This window comes from Phytomonospora sp. NPDC050363, assembly GCF_040655735.1.
GTDB lineage: Bacteria > Actinomycetota > Actinomycetes > Mycobacteriales > Micromonosporaceae > Phytomonospora.
In genome coordinates this window covers 349,733-367,518 of sequence record NZ_JBFAKK010000001.1, presented here as the reverse complement: position 1 = coordinate 367,518, position 17,786 = coordinate 349,733, and the positions used below count along the sequence as shown (strand labels likewise).

The window sequence follows — 17,786 nt, the reverse complement described above, 5'->3', positions numbered from 1 at the left end:
GGCGAGCGTGCGCCCGGCGAGTCAGCGGTGACTGAGCATCGACGCAACGGCCGGGTGCGGCCGTCGGCGCTGACCTAGGCTGAGGTGGTGCCTGCGGTGAGTTTCGCGGTGCTCGGGCCGGTTACCGCCGGAAACGCCGAGGGCCCCATCGACCTCAAAGGTCCCCGGCACCGCGCCGTCCTCGCCCGGCTGCTGATCGCCCGGGGCCGGACGGTGCCGGTGGCCAGGCTGGTGAACGACCTGTGGGACGAGCCGCCCGAGGGCGCCGTCGGGGCACTGCAGACCTTCGTGTCGGCGCTTCGCCGCGCCCTCGAACCCGCCCGGCGCCCACGCGGGCAGGCGCGGCTGCTGGTCACCGTCGGCGGTGGTTACGCCCTCCGCGCCGAGCCGGACGCGGTCGACGCGTGGCGGTTCGAGCGGGTCGTGGTGGAGGCGGGAAGCATGCTCGCCGGGGACCGCGCGGCCGAGGTCGCCGAAGCCCTCGACGAGGCTCTCGGCTGGTGGCGCGGACCAGCCTACGGGGAGGTCGCCGACCGGCCGTGGGCGCTGGCCGAGGCGCGGCGCCTCGACGAGCTGCGGCTCCTGGCCGTCGAGCGCCGCGCCGAGGCCGCGCTGGCACTGGGGGCGGCGGCCGAGGCCGTTCCCGGTCTCGACGCGCACGTCATCGCCCATCCTTGGCGCGAGGACGCCTGGGGACTGCTCGCTCTCGCGCTGTACCGGGCCGGCAGGCAGGGCGACGCCCTCGACACCCTGCGACGTGCGCGCACGGTCCTCACCGGCGAACTCGGCATCGACCCGGGGCCGGGCCTGCGGGCCCTGGAGTCGGGGATCCTCACGCAGGATCCGGCGCTGCGACCGGTGCTGAGCACCGTGGTCGCGGCCGTCGCCCCGGTGCTGCCCCTGCTGGTCGGGCGCGACGCCGAGCTCACGCGGCTGCACCGGGCCGCCGAGCGCGTCCTGAGCCGGGGCGAGCCCGTGCAGGCCTTCGTCTCCGGCGAGGCCGGGGCGGGGAAGACGGCGCTCGCCGGGCGCTTCGCCGCCGAGCTGGCCGCGCGCGGCTGGACGACCGCCTGGGGGCCCAGCCCCGACCATGAGGGTGTGCCGCCGGCCTGGGCGTGGACGCGGGTCCTCGCCGACCTGGCCGCCGCCGGGAGCGTTCCGGGCCGGACGGAGCCCGACCTGTCCGGCGACTCGCCGTTCGGCGTCGTCACCGCCCTGGCCGAGCACCTGTCGGCCGCCTCCGAGCGGGCGCCGGTGCTGCTCGTGTTCGACGACCTCCAGTCTGCCGGGGAGTCGACACTCGAACTGCTCAAAGGGCTGGCGGCCACACCACCGCGCGGTCCGGTGCTGTTCCTCGGCACGCATCGCCCGACCGGTCTGGCGCCACTGGCCGGGCTGCTGGCGCGCGCCGCCCGGCTGGATCCGGTGCGGATCTACCTGTCGGGGCTCACCGAGTCGGCCGTCGCGGAGCTGGGGCTCGCGATGACCGGCCGAGAGCTGGGTCCGGCGGCCTCGGCCGTCCACGCCCGCAGCGGTGGGAACCCGTTCTATGCCAAGGAACTCCTGCGTCTGCGCGAAGCCGAGGGCGACAAGGCGCTCACGTCGGTGCCGCCGGGGGTGAGCGAGGTGATCCGCCATCGGCTGGCCTCGCTGCCGGCCCCGACCATGGGGGTACTCCGCCAAGCCTCGGTCCTGGGAACGGACGTCGATCTGGAGGTGCTGTCGGCGGTGGCGGGCGCCCGGGTCCTCGATGCCGTCGACGACGCCCTCGACGCCGGACTCCTGGAGGCTCCGTCGGCCACGCGGGTGCGCTTCGCGCACGCCCTGATCCGCGACACCGTCTACGGCGACGTCTCCGCGCCGCGCCGCGCCCACTGGCACGCGGCGGCCGCGCGGGCCGTCGAGCGGCTTCACCCCGGCGACGCCGAAGCCCTCGCGCATCACTTCCTGCACGCGACCGGGCGTTCCTCGGCCGCCAAGGCCGCCCACTACGCCGCCGTCGCCGCCGCCCGCGCCGACCTCCGCTTCGCCCCGCACGAGGCCGCCCGGATGTGGCGCGACGCCCTCGACGCGCAAAGCCGGGCCGGACTCGGCGACGCCCGGACGAGGCTTCACGCGACGATGGGCCTCGTCCGGGCGCTGGCCGTGACCGGCGACCTCGACGGCGCCCGGCGGGAGCGCTCGGCGGCGGTGGAGACCGCCGAGGCCGTCGGCGACCCCGAACTGACCGCCGAGGTCATCACCGCGTTCAACGTCCCGGCACTGTGGACCCGCAACGACGACGAGACCCTCTCGGCGCAGATCGTCGGCGCGGCCGCCCGGACCCTGGTCGCCCTGCCCGAGGCCGGCCGGGACTCGCGCAGCCGCCTGCTGAGCGCCATCGCGCTCGAACTGCGCGGCACCGCCGACGGCCGCGGGGAGGCTGCCGCCAGGGAGGCCGCGGCTCTCGCCGACAGCCCCGAGGCGCAGGCCCTGGCACTCAACGCGCGCTTCATGCACTCCTTCACCCGTGCCGGGCTCGCTCCGCAGCGGGCGGGCCTCGCCGACGAGCTCATCGCCCTCGATCTCCCGGCGTTCACCGTCCTCGGGCACCTCATGGGCGTCCAGGCGCACGCGGCCCTCGCCGACTTCGCCTCCGCCGACGCCCACGCCGACGCGGTCACCTCGATCGCGGCGCGACGAGGGCTGCCGCTCGTGGCGGTGTTCACCGACTGGTACGCCGCGCTGCGCCTGGCCGTGTCCGGAGAGGCGTCCTCGGCGGAGGCCGCCTACCGGCGCGCGGCGGTGGCGTCGTCGACGGCGGGCATGCCGGGAATGGACGAGGGGCTGTTGCCGCTGGCGCTGCTCAGCCTCCGGTTTCGCAGGGGCCTGCCCGCCGAGGACGCCGACTGGGGCCCGTACACCCCGTGGTGCCGGCCCCTCGCCCTCCTCGACGGCGGCCGGGTCGCCGAGGCGCGTGCGGCCGCCGAGGACATTCCGGCCTCTCCGCACGACCTCATGCTGGAGGCCCGCCTGTGCGTCGAAGGCCGCATCGCCCGAGCTCTCGACGATCTCGCGTGGATGCGCCGGGTCCACGCCGCGCTCCTGCCCGCCGCCGGGGAACTGGCCGGTGCGGGCAGCGGCGTGCTCTCCTTCGGTCCGGTCGCGGCCCATCTCGGCGACCTGGCGATGGCCCTGGAGCGTCCGGCCGAGGCGGCCGCGCACTACTCGCGAGCCGATGCGGTCGCCGCGAGGGCGGGAATGCCGCGCGGGGGAAAATGACCCGCCGGCGGCCGGCAGCACTGTCGACGCCACCGGACGGTACCTCGCCGGACCGGAAGATCGTCACCGCCTACGCCGAGGCGTGCGGGGACTCCCGGGTCGGCCCGAAGCGCGCGTGCACGCCGGGCGAGAACATCACGCTGTCCGGCGGACGGGCGGTGACGCCGGGGAGCCCGGCGGCGGCGGCGAGCCCGTCGTCGCAGGTGATGAGCTTCGCGGTGCACAGCGGCCAGGGCGGATGCTCGTTGGCGAGGTGGCGGGTCGCCCCGAAGGCCCGTGTATGCAGACCCCAGCGAGCCGTAAGGAAGGTCTGCAGCGCAGACGGTTCGGCGATGGCCTCGCCTGCCTCGATCTCGACGCGGCTGAAGGGTTTGCGGCAGGTGTAGGCGAAACGGGCGCCCGTTCGCCGCAGCCGCATCGGCGACCAGCGGTAGGGCAGACCGAATCCGGCGCGTCCGGCGAGGACCGGAAGCAGCCGGTCGGCGGCCATCCACAGGAAGGTGACGGCGCGGCGGCCGGTGGCGTCGACGGTGTAGACGCGCACGTTGGTCTCAAGAAAGGTGCCCAGCCACGGCACGGCCGGTGAACCGAGCACGCGGGTGCGGACCATCCGGAAGGCGATGAGTCCGACATGGGCGGCGCCGTCGTGGAGGTCGACCTCGATGCCGGGGGGCAGCAGCGGACGGACCGCCGCGGGATCGATCCGCCAGTGCAGGAAGGCCGCGTCCAGCCAGGACTGCGCGAGAAGCCCCCGGGTGACCGGCCGCGGCGTGCTCGGACTGACCGCTTCGGCTTCCATGGGCGCTCCCGACGCTCGCCGGCCCGTCGGGAGGATGCTACTCCCGGCCGGACCGGCGGCAGGCGGATTCGGCGCGCTCAGGCGCCCTTCGAGTCGAGGGCGAGCTTGCGCATCTGGGGTCCGTAGACGGGATGGGCGAGCGCTGCGGCGAACTGTGCGAGGAGGTAGTTGAGCGGGGTCCCGGTGTCGTACCAGGTGCCGCTGATGACCTGGCCGTACACGGGATTGTCGGCGGCGTAGGCGTTGAGGGCGTCGGCGAGGTAGATCTCGCCCTTGCGGTGCTCGTACCACTGAGCGGTGAGCCGTTCGAGTTCGGCGACGATCGCCGGAGTCATGACATAGCCGCCGATCGCGGCGAAGTTCGAGGGGACGCGATCGGCCGGAGGCTTTTCGATGAGTCCGGACACGCGCATGAGGCCGCCTTCCAGGGTCTCCTCGACGACCGGGATCCCGTAGCGGGGCGCGTCTTCGGGGGCGATCGGCATCAGGGCGAGGACGGGCGCCTTGACGCGCTCGTAGCTCTCCTTGAGCTGCTGGGCGCGCGGCACCTCGGCGACGAAGACGTCGTCTCCCCAGAGGACCATGAAGGGCTCGTCGCCGACGACGCGGGCGGCGTTGAGGATCGGGGTGCCGTTGCCGTAAGGGCCGTCCTGGTAGACGTAGGTGATGCGGGCGAGGGAGGAGACCTCGCGGATCGCCTCGGCGACGTCCTCCTTGCCGGCCTCCTCGAGCTGTCGCTCCAGTTCGGGATCGGGCGCGAAGTGGCTCTGGATGGCCGGTTTGCGCGATGAGGTGACGATGGTGATGTCGGTGATCCCGGAGTCGGCGAGTTCGCGGATGGTGTGTTCGAGAACCGGTTTGTCGCCGACGGGGAGCATCTCCTTGGGCAGCGCCTTGGTGAGAGGAAGCAGGCGCGTTCCGAGTCCGGCCACCGGGATCACTGCTTTGCGGATCACTTGTCGGTCTCCTCGTGGAAGTCGTTCGGTCGTCGGGTGCCGCAAGATTAACAGCACGTCCACACTGGATTCGCCCGGCAGGACGGGCGTGTCAGGTGCCCCGACGACGCGTTTCGCGGTCGGGTGAACGGATCTGGATCGGCGGGGGAACGGCGCGTTTCGACGGTGGTGAGGGATTCTCGCCGATGGGCGGCCGATTCGCGGGCACTGTTCCCGCTCGCGATTCCCCGGGCTCCTTTGCCCGCCCGGGCGACTGATTTCCCCGGGGCGTCTCCTCGAATGCTAGTGGATTCCCGGCGGGCATGGGGAAGACCATTTCGCGGATTGGGGAAGAATGGTGCACGGGCTTCGATCGGGCGGTCGGCGTCGAATGGCGCGATCCTTTCGACGGCACCGATACGACGAGGGTGAGCACGCCGACGATCCCCGCGAGTTGCTGGCACGATCGACGCGGATGCTGGGGGTCCTGGAATCGCCCCGGGCGCCCGGCGCCCCGACGCCGCCGCGCTGCGCGATCGCTGCGGCAGCCGCGTCCTGGAGAGCGCCCTGATGCTGTCGCCGCTGCGCGGGACCGACCGGGAGCCCGAGCGATCGGGTCGGACGGTCCGAACAGGACCGGCCACAGGGCACGCGAGCCGTCGGCGGGATGCCTTCGACGGCAGGGCGCACGCTGTGCGACGGCGGGATTCCGATCGCGTTACCAAATTGTTACCGCTGACAACAAACCCGCCCGGCGCACACCCTTGTGCGGCGACCTGGGCGCTTATATGTTGCTGGACACAACAAACCGTCCGACCGGTCGCATCCAGGCCGCCGAGGTCCTCGCGAAGACCAAGGCGGCGCCCCCGCTCACACCACCCACCCCTGAAAGGACCCGTGCCATGCGCAGGTTCCTCACCATCGCCGCGGCGGGGCTGCTCGCGTTCAGCGGTCTGACCGCCTGCGGTCAGGACGACGACGGCGGCTCGGCAACCAAGCCCCCCAAGATCGGCGTGATCCTCCCCGACAGCAAGTCCTCCGCCCGGTGGGAGACCGCCGACCGCAAGTTCCTCCAGGCCGCGTTCGAGGCCGCCGGCGTCGAGTACGACATCCAGAACGCCCAGAACGACAAGACCGCCTTCGGCACCATCGCCGACCAGATGATCACCAACGGCGCCACCGTCCTGATGATCGTCAACCTCGACTCCGGAACCGGCAAAGCCGTGATCGAGAAGGCCCGCTCTCAGGGCGTCGCCACCATCGACTACGACCGCCTCACCATCGGCGGGAACTCCAGCTACTACGTCAGCTTCGACAACGAGGCCGTCGGCAAGCTCCAGGGCGAGGGTCTGGTCAAGTGCCTGGCCGACGCCAAGGTCGAGAAGCCCGTCGTCGCCGAGCTCAACGGATCGGCCACCGACAACAACGCCACCCTGTTCAAGACCGGCTACGACTCGGTCCTGCAGCCGCTCTACGACTCCGGCGAGTACGTCAAGGGACCCGACGAGTCGGTTCCCGAGTGGGACAACACCCAGGCCGGCACCATCTTCGAGCAGATGCTGACCAGCACCGGCGGCAAGATCGACGGTGTGCTCGCCGCCAACGACGGACTCGCCCACGCGGTGATCTCGCTCCTGGAGAAGAACAACCTCAAGGGCAAGGTCCCCGTCACCGGCCAGGACGCCACCGTGCAGGCCCTCCAGCACATCCTCGCCGGAGAGCAGTGCATGACCGTCTACAAGGCCGTCAAGAAGGAGGCCGACGCGGCCGCCGAACTGGCCATCGCGCTGGCCAAGGGCGAACTCAAGGACACCGGCCAGACCGTCAAGGACCCCGAGACCGGCCGCGATGTTCCCTCGGTTCTCCTCGACCCGCTGTCGATCACCGTGGAGAACGTCAAGGCGGTCGTGGATGACGGCTACGTGACGGTCGCCGACTTGTGCGTCGACGCCTACGCCGACCTGTGCGCCGACGCCGGAATCTCCTGACCACTCCCCCTCATCCGGGCGGCGGCCGTCGGCACACGACCGCCGCCCGGACTTCGGCCAAGGAGGCCACCGTGTCCACGAGCCCACCGCTGCTCGAACTCAGCGGGATCAACAAGAGCTTCGGCCCCGTACAGGTGCTGCGCGACGTCGACTTCACCGTCACCGCCGGCGAGGTCACCGCGCTGGTCGGCGACAACGGCGCCGGCAAGTCGACCCTCGTCAAGTGCGTCAGCGGCATCTACTCGATCGACTCCGGCCAGGTGTACTACGACGGCCGGGCGGTATCGATCAACGGCCCGCGCGAGGCGGCCGAGCTCGGCATCGAGGTCGTGTACCAGGACCTCGCGCTGTGCGACAACCTCGACGTGGTCCAGAACATGTTCCTCGGCCGGGAGCGGCGCAGCGGCCTCGTCCTCGACGAGGCCACCATGGAGGAGCTCGCCGCGCAGACCCTGGCGGGACTGTCGGTGCGGACCGTGAAGTCACTGCGGCAGCCGGTCTCCAGCCTCTCCGGCGGGCAGCGGCAGACCGTCGCGATCGCCAAGGCCGTGCTGTGGAACAGCAACGTGGTGATCCTCGACGAGCCGACCGCCGCCCTCGGCGTCGCCCAGACCGGGCAGGTCCTCGAACTCGCCCGCCGGATGGCCGACAACGGCCTCGCGGTGGTGCTGATCTCGCACAACATGAACGACGTCTTCGCCGTCGCCGACCGCGTCGCGGCCCTCTACCTGGGTCAGATGGCCGCACAGGTCCCGATCGCCGAGGTGACCCACGCGCAGGTCGTCGAACTCATCACCGCAGGCCGCAGCGGGGACCTCGGGCTGCCCGGGGCCGGATCCGGCGAAGACCACGGACTGAACGGAGCACAAGGGTGAGCACCCACATCGAAGCCCCGGCGCACGCCGGGGCCCCCACCGCGGCGAAGGGCTCGCGGCTGTCCGCGCACGTCCGCGACTACGCCGCCCGTGTGCGGGGCGGCGACATCGGCTCGCTGCCGGCCGTGCTCGGCCTGGTGGTGCTGTGCGTGGTGTTCTCGATCCTGCGCCCGAACTTCTTCTCGCCGGGCAACTTCGCCAACCTGTTCAGCCAGGGCGCGGCGGTCACGCTCATCGCGATGGGCCTGGTGTTCGTCCTGCTCGTCGGCGAGATCGACCTGTCGGCCGGGTTCACCAGCGGCGTGTGCGCCTCGGTCCTGGCGATCCTGCTGGCCACCTACGGGCTGCCCTGGTACGTCGCGGTCGCCGCGGCGATCGCCGCCGGAACGCTCATCGGCGCCGTCCTCGGATTCCTCGTCGCGAAGGTGGGCATCCCGTCGTTCGTGGTGACCCTCGCGGCCTTCCTCGGCTTCCAGGGGCTGGTGCTGCTCCTGCTCAAAGAGGGCACCAACATCACCGTCAGCGACTCCATCGTGGTCGCCATCGCCAACCGCAACCTGCCGCCGCTGCTGGGCTGGGTGCTCGCTGTGGCCGCCGTCGCCGCTTACGCGCTGATCCAGCTCAACCGGATCCGCCGCCGCGCCGCCCGGGGTCTGGCCGCCGCGCCGCTGTCCATCGTGCTCATCCGGGTCGCCGCGCTCGCGGTGCTGCTCGGCGGGGCGGTCTACGTGCTCAACGTCGAGCGCAGCCTCAACACGCTCATCGCCTCCCTCAAGGGCGTCCCGGTGATCGCGCCGATCATCGCCGTCCTGCTCGTGGTGTGGACCTTCGTGCTCGACAAGACCCCCTACGGGCGCCACCTCTACGCCGTGGGAGGCAACCGGGAGGCCGCACGGCGGGCCGGCATCAACGTCGACCGCATCCGCATCTCCGCCTTCGTGCTCTGCTCCTCGATGGCCGCCGTCGGCGGGATCGTCGCCGCCTCGCGGGACCACTCGGTCGACCCGAACACCGGGGGCAGCAACGTCCTCCTCTACGCCGTCGGCGCCGCCGTCATCGGCGGCACCAGTCTCTTCGGCGGAAAGGGCCGCGCCCGCGACGCGGTGCTGGGCGGCGCGGTCGTAGCCGTCATCATCAATGGCATGGGACTGATGGGCTACAGCTCCGGTATCAAGTACGTGGTCACCGGAAGCGTGCTGCTGCTCGCCGCCGGCGTCGACGCCCTCTCGCGCCGCCGCGCCGCCGCCACCGGGAACCGTTGAGCACCCCGGGTCTGCGCGCCGGTCCGAGTCAGGAGGAGATCCGCAGACACAATCTCGGCGCGCTGCTGCGATACGTCCACATCAACGGCGCCACGACCCGGGCCGAGCTCACCGGCGAGCTCGGCCTCAACCGGTCGACCATCGGGGCCCTCACCTCCGACCTGGCCACCGCCGGTCTCGTCACCGAGGAGACGCCGCGCGCCTCGGGGGCGGCGCAGACCGGGCGGGCGGGGCGGCCGTCGCTGGTCGTGCGGCCGCTGTCCACGCTGGTCTACACCTATGCCGTCAGTGTCGACGTCGACCGGATCCGCGCCGCGCGCGTCGGCCTCGGCGGGGAGATCCTCGACCGGCGGGAGAAGCCGCGCGACGGCGATCCCGGCGTCGAGGGGACCGTCGCGGCTATCACGGAGTTCATCTCCGACATGCACGGCGACACCCCCGGCGACGCCCTCCACATGGGAACCGGCGTGGCCGTGACGGGTACCGTTCGCGCACACGGCGGCCTCGTCCACCTCGGCGGCGACCTCGACACCGTCGGCGAGGCGTTGACGTCGGCGCTCACCGAGGTGCTCGGCGCCGAAGCCCCAATGAGCGTCGGGAAGGTGGCCGACCTCTCGGCGATGGCCGAACACGCGAGGGGCGTGGCGACCGGTTGCGGGAACGTCCTCTACCTCTACGGCGACGTCGGGGTCGGCGCCGGGATCATCTCCGGCGGGCACCGCATCACCAGCCACACCGGCTACGGCGGCGAGGTCGGGCACATGGTCGTCCGCGCCGGCGGGCACCCTTGCGGGTGCGGTTCGAAGGGCTGCTGGGTGACCGAGATCGGCGAGCACGCCCTCCTCCGTGCCGCCTCCGTCGACGGCGCGACTGGGCGCGAGGCGCTGCTGTCGGTCATCGACGCCGCCGCGCGGGGTGACGGCGAAGCGCAGGCGGCGGTGCGGCAGGTCGGCGACTGGCTCGGCTTCGGCGTGGCCAACCTGGTCAACATCTTCAACCCGGAGATGGTCGTCTTCGGCGGGACCATGCGCGACCTCTACCTGGCCACCGCGGCCAGCCTCCGCTCGCGCCTCAACTCGATGGTGCTGCCCGCCTGTCGGGAGAACCTGCGTCTGCGGACGCCGAAGCTCGGCGACGACGCGGCGCTGATCGGCGCCGCCGAGCTGGCCTTCGAGCACCTGCTCGCCGATCCGCTGGAAGGACCGGGCGCGGCGGGCCAGTGACCCGGCGCGGCCCGGTCGGCGCGCTCAGCCGGGCTTGCGGGCGGTGAACAGGGCGAATCCCTGGTCCTCGGTGTAGATGCGCGCGTACTGGTCGACGGCCTGCTCGATGAGGCCGAGGCCCTCGGCGCCCACGACGACGGTCAGGCTCTCCGCGCGCTCCACCACGGCCTGGCGCATCGCCGCCGCGCTGGGCAGGACGTCGAGGGAGAGGTCGCGGCTCTCCACGGCCTCGAAACCCGCCTCCTCAAGGGCCCGCAGCCACTCGATCAGCGTTGGCAGCGGCGCCGCGGCCAGCGCGCCGGTGGCGATCGCGAGATCCTGTTCGGGCATCGCGCGGATCAGGTGGTAGTCGGCGATGGCCAGCGTGGCACCGGGTTTGAGAACCCGGAGGATCTCGGTGAAGGCGGCGGTCTTGTCGGCGACGTGGAAGACCGACTCCATCGCGTAGGCCCCGTCGAAGGACGCGTCGGGCAGCGACATCGCCGACATGTCCATGACGTGGAACTCCGCCCGCGCCGAGGCGCCGGAGTCCTCGGCGGTGGCCTTCGCGAGCCTCGCCTGCGCCGGGCTCAGGGTCACACCGAAGACGCCGACGCCGAGACGCTCCGCGGCGTACAGCGCCGGGCCGCCCTGCCCGCAGCCGAGATCGAGCAGGCGTCCGCCGTCCGAGGGGATCGTCTGGGCGTCGAGGACGAGGTCGGTCAGTGCCCGTTGGGCCTCGGTCAGCGTGCTCGCGCCCTCGGCCCAGTAGCCGGTGTGGATGGAGCCGTCGAAGAGGGTGTCGAACGCGTCGACCGTGTTGTCGTAGAACGCGGCGATAGCGGGTGCGGAATCAGACTTTTGGTTCATTGCTCGCCTCCGGCGTCTCATAAACGGATTCCCGCCCCCCGCTCACTCACCTTATGGGGCACCAGAAGGGTCGGACCAGGGCTTCTCGTCGAGAATCCCCGGGCCGACCGGTCCGTCCCTTTTAGAGAGTCAGGTCGCGTTCGATGGCCGACAGTTCCTCCGGCGTGCCCTGGACTTTCGGTCCGGTGAACCACTTCCGCGCCGACACCAGCCACCAGATCCCGGCGAAGCCGAGCACGACGAGCACCGCGATCGGCGTGTAGTTGAAGGTCTCCACCGTCACCGGGCTCTTCTGCGGGAGCGTGAACAGCACCGCGATGAACCCGACCCAGATCACCGCGATGATCCCGATCGGCCGGCTCCACCGGCCCAGGTGCCACGGCCCGCGATGGAAGCGGTCGCCCTGCCTCAGACGCAGGATCGTCGGGAGCACGTAGGCGATGTAGAGGCCGATCACGGCCACCGAGGTCACCGCCGCGTAGGCCGTGGAGTTCCACAGGTACGGCAGGCCCAGGAGGAAGGCACCCCCTGCGGCCAGCCAGATCGCGTTGGTCGGTGTGCGGGTGCGCTTGTTGATGCGGTGCCAGAACCGGGACGCGGGCAGGGCGCCGTCGCGCGAGAACGCGTAGATCATGCGCGAGTTGGCCGTCACCGAGGCCATCCCGCAGAAGAACTGGGCGCCGACCACGACGACGAGGAGGAACTTGCCGAGGCTCATGCCCACGGCGTCGATGAAGATCTGCGCGGGCGGGACCCCGGTCTCGCTGGCCAGGGCGCCGTCGTAGTCCTGGATCGCGAAGGTCAGCCCGATCAGCAGGACCCAGCCGGCGACCAGGGAGACCACGATCGACATCACCATCCCCTTCGGGCCCGAGCGCGCCGCGTCGACGGTCTCCTCGGTCATGTGCGCCGAGGCGTCGTAGCCGGTGAAGGTGTACTGGGCGAGGAGCAGCCCGAGCATGCCGACGTAGATCGTCGAGGACCAGCCGGTGTTGTTGACGAAGCCGGTGAACACGAACTCGGCCGGCTGGTGCCGGTCGGGCAGGACGACGAGGGCGCCGACGATGAGCAGCACACCGGCGATGTGCCACCAGACGCTGATGTCGTTGAAGAGGGCGACCAGCCGCACGCCGAAGGTGTTGAGCAGTCCGTGCAGGACGAGGATGGCGCCGAACAGGATGATGGTGTGCTCCGGCGTCGCCGCGAAGCCGAACTGGAGGTCGAGGAGGGCGTTGAGGAAGAACGCCGCCCCGAAGTCGATGCCGGCGGTGACCGCGACCTGGCCCAGGAAGTTGAACCACCCGGTGAACCAGGACCACGCGGCCGCCCTGGACGGGGCCATCTTCGCCGCCCAGTAGTAGAGGCCGCCGGCGGTCGGGTAACTGGAGCAGACCTCGGCCATCGCCAGGCCGACGAGAAGGGTCATCAGCCCGACGAGGGGCCAGCCCCACACGATGATCGCGGGCCCGCCGGTGTCCATGCCGAAGGCGTAGAGGGTCAGGCAACCCGAGAGGATCGAGATGATGGTGAAGGACACGGCGAAGTTCGAGAAGCCGGACATGTTGCGCGAGAGTTCCTGCGCGTAGCCGAGTTCGTGCAGTCGCCGCCGGTCGTCGCCGGGTCCGGCGCTCTTCTCCTGATCGGGCACTTGGCGTCCTCCTTGCGGTCCGGGCGCCGGGGACGGCGGCCGGGTGAAGCGTTCACGGACTGTCCACTGAGGATTGATTGGGTCACAGCGCGGTCACGCTGTCAAGGGACACGGCACGGAAGACGGCCAGGCCCCGGATGGCGGGGGCGGTCCATCTCGCCGGCCCGCGCCCCGGCTCGCCCGTCGAGCGGCGCGCCCATGCGGGCCGGCATCACGGCGGAGACGGCGGTCATCGACAGCGCCGAACCCGACTTGGTTACCTGACTCACATCCTTGGATCCAGGCGGCGAGATGGGCTACCGTTCGACAGGAGTAAGTCAGTTAACTAACTAAGGACTTGTGATGATCACTGTCACCGGAGCCACTGGAAACGTCGGACGCCTGATCACCCGGCAGCTCGCGGACGCCGGGGAGACCGTCACCGCCGTCTCCCGCACCGCCGCCCACCTCCCTGAGGGCGTCACCCACCGCGCGGCCGACCTCGGCGAGCCCGCCACCCTCGCCGCGGCCTTCGCGGGCGGCGAGACGCTGTTCCTCCTCGTCGCGGGCGAAGACCCCCATGCCATCCTCGACGCGGCCAAGGCCGCCGGAGTGCGAAGGCTCGTGCTGCTCTCCTCCCAAGGCGCGGGCACCCGCCCGGACGCCTTCGGCCACCCGCGCGCCTTCGAGGACGCCGTCCGGGCGTCCGGCTTCGACTGGACGATCCTGCGACCGAGCGGTTTCGCGTCGAACTCCTTCGCGTGGGCCGCGTCGATCCGCACCGCGCGCGCGGCCGCGGCGCCTTTCGCCGACATCGCGCTCCCCTTCATCGACCCGGCCGACATCGCCGCGGTCGCCGCCACCGTCCTGCGCGAGTCCGGCCACAGTGGACGCACCTATGTGCTCACCGGCCCGGCCGCCACGACACCACGCGAGCGAGCGGCCTTGATCGCCGAGGCCATCGGCGAGCCGATCGCCTTCACGGAGTTGACCCGCGACGAGGCCGCCGCGCGAATGCTCGCCTTCATGCCGCGGCAGGCGGTCACCGCGACGCTCGGCATCCTCGGCGAGCCGACGCCCGCCGAACAGGCCGTCAGCCCCGATGCCGAAGCCGTCCTCGGCCGTGCGCCGGGCACCTTCGCCGTGTGGGCGGCACACCACGCCCTCGCGTTCCGGTGAGGCCGCTCCCGCGGACCGCCGCGGACTTCCTCGCCGAATCGCGCGTGGCGGCGTTCACCACCCTGCGGCCCGACGGATCACCGCACACCGCACCGGTTCGCTTCACCTGGGACGGCGTCGCCCGCGTCGCCCGGATCCTGACCGTCGGCGGCTCCCGCAAGGTCGCCAACCTCCGGCGGAACGGCCGCGTCGGCCTCTGCCAGGTCGACGGCTTCCGCTGGCTCACCTTGGAGGGCACCGCGACGGTCACCTCCGACGCCGGCCGCGTCGCCGACGCCGCGGCCCGATACGCGCGGCGCTACGGCTCCGCTCCCCCAGCCCCTCCCGGCCGCGTGCTCATCGAGATCGCCGTCGACCGGACCATGAGTCTCAACACCTGACCCCGAAGGAACGCCATGCCCCGCACCGACGTCCTCGACTCCACGATGTTCCACCGCGAACTCGGTTCCGGCTCCGCGACGCCGATCGTGTTCCTGCACGGCAACCCGACCTCCTCGCACCTGTGGCGCGAGGTCATGCCCGCGGTCGGCGGGCCGGGCCGCCTGCTCGCCCCCGACCTGATCGGCATGGGCGAGTCGGGCAAACCCGCGATCGGCTACTCCTTCGACGACCAGGCCCGCTACCTCGAAGCCTGGTTCGACGCCCTCGGCCTCGATGAGGCCGTCCTCGTCGGGCACGACTGGGGCGGAGCGCTCGCCTTCGACCTGGCCGCCCGCGCCCCCGGCCGGATCAAGGGCATCGCGGTCACCGAGACCATCGTCAAGTCGATGGACTGGGCGGAGTTCCCCGAGGGGGGCCGCGAGCTGTTCGCGGCCATCAAGACGCCCGGTGTCGGCGAGTCGATGCTCCTCGACCAGAACCTCTTCCTCGACCTGTCGGGGACGGTCGCCGGGGAGATCTCCGAAGCCGACGCCGCGGCCTACCGCGCGCCGTACCCGACCCGTGACAGCCGCCTGCCGATCCTGCGGTGGGCACGGTCGATGCCGCTCGGCGGTGAACCCGCCGACGTCGTCGCCCGGGTCGACGCCTACGGCGAGTGGCTGGCCGCGAGCCCCGAGGTGCCGAAGCTGCTGATCACCTTCGCGGCCGGGCCGGGCACGATGCTGCACCGGGAGATGATCGACTGGTGCTCGGCGAACTTCGCCGCGCTCGAGATCGCCCACCACGACGTGCCCGCCGGTCACCACACCCCCGAGGACCGTCCGGGGGAGATCGCCGACTCGATCAGGGCGTGGACCGAAGAGCACGGCCTGCGCTGATCAGAGGAAGGCGTGGCCTTCCCCCCGGTAGGTCGCGACCGTCTCCTTCACCTCGTCGCCTTCGACGAGGTGAAGGACGTTGACGTGCTCGCAGAGCTCCCCCGCCTTGGTGTGACGGAACCACACGCGGTCGCCGACGCGCAGCCCCGCCACGGCCTTACCGGTCAGCGGGGTCTGGACCTCGCCGGCGCCCTCCATCGACGTCAGCCGCAGCCCTTGCGGCCACACCGGGGTCGGCAACCGATCGGGGCCCACCGCGCCGGAGGCGACCCAGCCGCCGCCGAGGACGGTGGCGACACCGGGCCCCGGCAGGCGCGTGACGGGAAGCGCGAAGAAGGCCGCCGGGCGCGGCCGGAATGCCCGGTAGGTGTCGAACAGCGCCGGCCCGTACAGCCCGGAACCGGCGGCGAGCTCGGTGACGGCGTCTTCGACCGTGGTGGACTCAAGGCTGCCGGTGCCGCCGCCGTTGACGAACTCCAGGGGCGCCAGTTCCCCGATCACGGCGATCGCGGCGCGGCGGCGGCGGGCGAGTTCGCGCCGGGAGACGCTCTGGACCGTGCGTACTGCGGTCCGGGTGAACGGCTTGCCCGGAGCGTTGTCGCCGACCCCGGCGATCTGCGCCTCGTAGGACATGACGCCGACCAGGCGCAGGCCCGGGCGGGCCAGGACGGCTCGCGCGAGTTCGCGGGCGGCGGCGGGGCCGTGGACGGGCGAGCGGCGGGCTCCGATGTGGACGCGGCCGCCGAGGAGTTTCAGGGAGGCGTCGAGGTCGAGGCACACACGGATCGGGTGCGCGTTCGGGCCGGCGGCGTCGGTGATCAGGTCGAGCTGGGCCGGGTCGTCGGCCATGACGGTGACGCGGGCGGCGAGTGCGGCCGAGGCTCCGAGTTCGCGCAGGGCGGTGGTGTCGACGGTGGGATAGGCGACGACGACGTCGTCGAAGTCCGAGGCGAGCCACAGGGCCTCGGGGAGGGTGTAGGCGAGGATTCCCCGGTAGCCGGGCAGGTCGAGCGCGGCCTTGGTCAGGGCGCGGCAGCGGACGGACTTGCTGGCCACGCGGATGGGTTTCCCGCCGGCGCGGCGGGCCATGTCGGCGGCGTTGGCGGCGAAGGCGTCCAGGTCCACCACGGCGAAGGGCGCCTGGAGGTGGGCGGTGGCGCGTTCGAGTTCGGCGAAACCCATCACGGCCTCCCCAGGACGCGGTCGAGGTAGTCGTTGGTGAAGAGGCCGGAGGGGTCGAGTTCGGCGCGCAGGGCGGTGAACTCGTCGAAGCGAGGGTAGAGGCCGCGCAGCGCCTCGGCGTCGAGGCGGTGGAGTTTGCCCCAGTGAGGGCGTCCGCCGACCGCGCCGAGGATGTCCTCCATCGCGTCGAAGAAGCGCCGGTACGGCATCCGGTGGTACTGGTGGAAGGCGATGTAGACGCTGTCGCGCTCGTAGGTCGGTGCGAGCGGGATGTCGTCGGCGGCCACGTAGCGGACCTCCAGGGGGAAGGAGATCTTCTCGTCGTGGGCGTCGACCCAGCGGGATATCTCGCGGAGGACCTCGGCGGCGTGTTCGCGCGGTACGGCGTACTCGCCTTCGAAGAACCGCACGGCGCGGCGGGAGGTGTAGACCTTGTGGGACAGGTCGGTGTACTCACGGCGGGACAGTGCCCGGCTCGCGAAGCGGGTGAGAGCCGGGATGGTGCGCGGGAAGGCGGTGCCGACGCGCATGAGCGCTCCGAGGGTGACGTTGCTGAGCAGTTCGTCGTCGACGAGGTGCCGCACGGCGCCGACGGGCCGCAATGCGGTGTCGGCGGGCAGCCGCGTGTGGCGCTTGGTCAGCGCGGTCCGGCTGTGCGGGAACCAGAAGAACTCCCAGTGGTCGTACCCGTCGGCCAGGGCGTCGATGTCGTCGAGGACCTCGTCGAGCGGGAGCGGTTCCTCGACGCCGTAGAGGGCGAAGGCGGGGACGCACTGGAGGGTGACGGCGGTGATGACGCCGAGCGCGCCGAGCCCGACCCGCGCGGCGGCGAACAGTTCGGGCCGCTCATGGGCGTCGCAGTGGACGACGGAGCCGTCGGCGAGGACGAGTTCGAGCCCGCGGACCTGGGTGGCGATACCGCCGAAGGCGGCGCCCGTGCCGTGCGTGCCGGTGGAGATGGCACCGGTGATGGTCTGGCGGTCGATGTCGCCGAGGTTCTCCATGGCGAGCCCGTGCGAGGCGAGGACGGGGCCGAGGCGGTGCAGGGAGATGCCGCCGCCGACGGTGACCAGGCCGGTGGCGGGGTCGACGGAGCTGACGGTGTCGAGGCCGTCGAGACGCAGCTGGACGCCGTCGGTGGCCGCGATCGAGGTGAAGGAGTGGCCCGAGCCGACGGGTTTGACGCGCAGGCCGTCGCGAGCGGCGGACTTGACCGCGTCGGCGACCTCGGCGGTGGTCGCGGGCGCGGCCACGCGGGCCGGGCGGGCCCGGACGCCGCCGCTCCAGTTGCGCCATTCGGCTCCGGTTCGGGCCATGTTCGTCTCCTCGTCACCATGGTGTGATGCG

At 71.9% G+C, this 17,786-nt stretch carries 14 protein-coding genes; 8 read left to right on the top strand and 6 right to left on the bottom strand.

The features are described from left to right. Nucleotides 1-87 precede the first annotated feature (87 nt). Nucleotides 88-3,261 carry a BTAD domain-containing putative transcriptional regulator gene (locus AB0I28_RS01640; protein ID WP_357488735.1) on the top strand — a complete coding sequence of 1,058 codons (3,174 nt, stop codon included), beginning with the start codon at nucleotides 88-90 and terminating at the stop codon, nucleotides 3,259-3,261. Between the two features lie 70 nt (nucleotides 3,262-3,331). Here AB0I28_RS01640 and AB0I28_RS01635 read toward each other — a convergent pair whose 3' ends face one another. Together AB0I28_RS01635 and AB0I28_RS01630 are read right to left on the bottom strand one after the other, a co-directional pair. Further along, the gene (locus AB0I28_RS01635; protein WP_357488734.1) at nucleotides 3,332-4,060 is read right to left on the bottom strand and encodes a DUF2071 domain-containing protein; all 729 of its coding nucleotides are present in this window, start codon (nucleotides 4,058-4,060) and stop codon (nucleotides 3,332-3,334) included. A gap of 77 nt (nucleotides 4,061-4,137) precedes the next feature. Further along, nucleotides 4,138-5,016: a UTP--glucose-1-phosphate uridylyltransferase gene (locus AB0I28_RS01630; protein WP_357488733.1), complete on the bottom strand. Its 879-nt coding sequence runs from the start codon at nucleotides 5,014-5,016 to the stop codon at nucleotides 4,138-4,140. Between the two features lie 881 nt (nucleotides 5,017-5,897). Here AB0I28_RS01630 and AB0I28_RS01625 point away from each other — a divergent pair. From AB0I28_RS01625 to AB0I28_RS01610, 4 genes are all read left to right on the top strand, one after another. Continuing rightward, on the top strand, nucleotides 5,898-6,983 hold the full coding sequence (locus AB0I28_RS01625) for a substrate-binding domain-containing protein (protein ID WP_357488732.1): 1,086 nt from the start codon (nucleotides 5,898-5,900) through the stop codon (nucleotides 6,981-6,983). A gap of 71 nt (nucleotides 6,984-7,054) precedes the next feature. Next, nucleotides 7,055-7,858 (top strand): ATP-binding cassette domain-containing protein, encoded by an 804-nt coding sequence (locus AB0I28_RS01620; protein ID WP_357488731.1) that lies wholly within the window; start codon nucleotides 7,055-7,057, stop codon nucleotides 7,856-7,858. An 8-nt stretch (nucleotides 7,859-7,866) separates the two neighbouring features. Continuing rightward, nucleotides 7,867-9,120, top strand: coding sequence for an ABC transporter permease (locus AB0I28_RS01615; protein ID WP_357489277.1), 1,254 nt, complete (start codon nucleotides 7,867-7,869; stop codon nucleotides 9,118-9,120). Between the two features lie 11 nt (nucleotides 9,121-9,131). Next, nucleotides 9,132-10,343 carry an ROK family protein gene (locus AB0I28_RS01610; RefSeq protein ID WP_357489275.1) on the top strand — a complete coding sequence of 404 codons (1,212 nt, stop codon included), beginning with the start codon at nucleotides 9,132-9,134 and terminating at the stop codon, nucleotides 10,341-10,343. 24 nt (nucleotides 10,344-10,367) lie between these two features. Here the strand turns inward: AB0I28_RS01610 and AB0I28_RS01605 are convergent, their stop codons facing one another. Then, a complete protein-coding gene (locus tag AB0I28_RS01605) occupies nucleotides 10,368-11,192 on the bottom strand; it encodes a methyltransferase domain-containing protein (protein ID WP_357488730.1) in 825 nt (274 codons plus the stop codon). A gap of 121 nt (nucleotides 11,193-11,313) precedes the next feature. Further along, nucleotides 11,314-12,840, bottom strand: a complete 1,527-nt coding sequence (locus tag AB0I28_RS01600; protein ID WP_357488729.1) for an amino acid permease — start codon at nucleotides 12,838-12,840, stop codon at nucleotides 11,314-11,316. 342 nt (nucleotides 12,841-13,182) lie between these two features. Here AB0I28_RS01600 and AB0I28_RS01595 point away from each other — a divergent pair, with 342 nt between their 5' ends. From AB0I28_RS01595 to AB0I28_RS01585, 3 genes are read left to right on the top strand one after another with little or no spacing between them, the layout of a single operon-like run. Beyond that, the gene (locus tag AB0I28_RS01595) at nucleotides 13,183-13,998 is read left to right on the top strand and encodes an NAD(P)H-binding protein (RefSeq protein WP_357488728.1); all 816 of its coding nucleotides are present in this window, start codon (nucleotides 13,183-13,185) and stop codon (nucleotides 13,996-13,998) included. Then, nucleotides 13,995-14,378, top strand: coding sequence for a TIGR03618 family F420-dependent PPOX class oxidoreductase (locus AB0I28_RS01590; RefSeq protein WP_357488727.1), 384 nt, complete (start codon nucleotides 13,995-13,997; stop codon nucleotides 14,376-14,378). The genes AB0I28_RS01595 and AB0I28_RS01590 overlap by 4 nt, the downstream gene beginning before the upstream one ends. A gap of 15 nt (nucleotides 14,379-14,393) precedes the next feature. Continuing rightward, complete coding sequence (locus AB0I28_RS01585; protein WP_357488726.1) at nucleotides 14,394-15,257, top strand: haloalkane dehalogenase; 864 nt, start codon at nucleotides 14,394-14,396, stop codon at nucleotides 15,255-15,257. Here the strand turns inward: AB0I28_RS01585 and AB0I28_RS01580 are convergent, their stop codons facing one another. Next, nucleotides 15,258-16,439, bottom strand: a complete 1,182-nt coding sequence (locus tag AB0I28_RS01580) for an amino acid deaminase/aldolase (RefSeq protein ID WP_357488725.1) — start codon at nucleotides 16,437-16,439, stop codon at nucleotides 15,258-15,260. Beyond that, complete coding sequence (locus tag AB0I28_RS01575; protein WP_357488724.1) at nucleotides 16,439-17,755, bottom strand: D-arabinono-1,4-lactone oxidase; 1,317 nt, start codon at nucleotides 17,753-17,755, stop codon at nucleotides 16,439-16,441. The genes AB0I28_RS01580 and AB0I28_RS01575 overlap by 1 nt, the downstream gene beginning before the upstream one ends. Nucleotides 17,756-17,786: the final 31 nt, after the last annotated feature.

Bases quoted from the DNA above. Each gene is read 5' to 3' on its own strand.
- AB0I28_RS01635 (WP_357488734.1), bottom strand. From the start codon at position 4,060: ATGGAAGCCGAAGCGGTCAGTCCGAGCACGCCGCGGCCGGTCACCCGG.
- AB0I28_RS01625 (WP_357488732.1), top strand. From the start codon at position 5,898: ATGCGCAGGTTCCTCACCATCGCCGCGGCGGGGCTGCTCGCGTTCAGC.
- AB0I28_RS01605 (WP_357488730.1), bottom strand. From the start codon at position 11,192: ATGAACCAAAAGTCTGATTCCGCACCCGCTATCGCCGCGTTCTACGAC.
- AB0I28_RS01595 (WP_357488728.1), top strand. From the start codon at position 13,183: ATGATCACTGTCACCGGAGCCACTGGAAACGTCGGACGCCTGATCACC.
- AB0I28_RS01585 (WP_357488726.1), top strand. From the start codon at position 14,394: ATGCCCCGCACCGACGTCCTCGACTCCACGATGTTCCACCGCGAACTC.
- AB0I28_RS01580 (WP_357488725.1), bottom strand. From the start codon at position 16,439: ATGGGTTTCGCCGAACTCGAACGCGCCACCGCCCACCTCCAGGCGCCC.
- AB0I28_RS01575 (WP_357488724.1), bottom strand. From the start codon at position 17,755: ATGGCCCGAACCGGAGCCGAATGGCGCAACTGGAGCGGCGGCGTCCGG.